2 protein-coding genes are annotated in these 1,274 nt (G+C 34.5%); both read right to left on the reverse strand.

Annotated elements, in window-relative coordinates:
• Positions 1-546, reverse strand: a 546-nt coding sequence (locus ABY905_RS17390) for an aminopeptidase P N-terminal domain-containing protein (protein WP_372646186.1), incomplete at its 3' end; no start/stop codon positions are given.
• Between the two features lie 368 nt (positions 547-914).
• The coding region (locus tag ABY905_RS17395; protein WP_372646188.1) for a lysine exporter LysO family protein at positions 915-1,274 on the reverse strand (360 nt) is incomplete at its 5' end.

The raw sequence follows: 1,274 nt of genomic DNA on the forward strand, positions 1-1,274 counted from the left end.
AGTAATATTAACCGCGTCCTCAATTAACACAATCTCTTCCTGGCTCTTATAATTTCTTTGATTCACCACAGCTTTTACAAAAGCTATAGATTGCCCTGCATTAGCTTGTGATGGGATCACATTTAAAAGATCAAATAATTTAATTTGATGTTCTGGACGATATGGTGGTAGATAATGGATTTGTCTTCCTTTAGCCATTGCAGATTGAAGGTAATCCTTGAGTTGAGAGGCAGGTGCTGTTTCATGAATGCCTACGTACTCGGATTTTTCCTTAATAGTAGGTTGGCTTCCCATCCAGACAATATGGTCTATAGTAAGTTCGTCACCAAAAATAATCTCACGATTTTCATCGATATCTATTATGGCATTTAAACCTGCATAGTCAGAGCCAAAGAAATATAGAAAGGTGCTATCCTGACGGAAATGGTAGGTGTTATCGGCATAATTCATACCTGATTCATCATTCCCCAGAAATAGAAGAATACCAGATTTAACATCAGATTTAAGTTTGTTGCGTCTGTTGATATAAGTTTCTTTTGAAAACATATGATTGGATTTTGGGTTTGTCTAGTTTTATAGCTTCTTAAGGTAAGAACGATCGAGCTTATTGTTATACTTTTTGTTCAATTAAAAGAATATAATAATCCCATGTAAAGAGTATAATCTATTAAATTGGATGAACGAAATAAGTTAAGGGGTGAGGGGAGGTGCTAACAAATCCAGCATTCGTACAAACCTTTGTACGAACAATTGTAGAGAAGTATGAATTCGTTAAAGCAAATCATTCAATTGGCTATTAATTGAGAAGTAAATTTAGAAAAAATAAATTGCTTTTAGCTTTTATCTCCTTTAAAATGAGTTTAAACTGTTTGTTGTTTACAGCTGTTCTTATTGAGTTAAGTATAGAAATGTTTTTATAAGAATTGGAGAATTAGAGGAACAATAACCGGAACTAAAATCGTTAATACGATACCACTAAATACGGCAATGATTGCATATTCTTTACCTGAGTACTGTACAATGATTGGCATAGTGGTATCCATAGCTGTTGCACCACCCGAAGCGATACCAGCTAGTTTACCAAAATATTTTACAAATAGTGGTGTTGCCAAAAGGGTAAGTACCTCTCTAATAATATTTGATAGGAGAGCGATGACTCCTAAGGTCTCAGAGTGAAACTCTGTAATAATAACAGAGGAAAGACTATAATAACCAAAACCAGCGCCTACGGCCATAGCTTCCCCGAAATTAATATTTGATAATAAAACCGATAC

The sequence above is a fragment of the Ancylomarina sp. genome, from assembly GCF_041555295.1.
Lineage (GTDB): Bacteria > Bacteroidota > Bacteroidia > Bacteroidales > Marinifilaceae > Ancylomarina.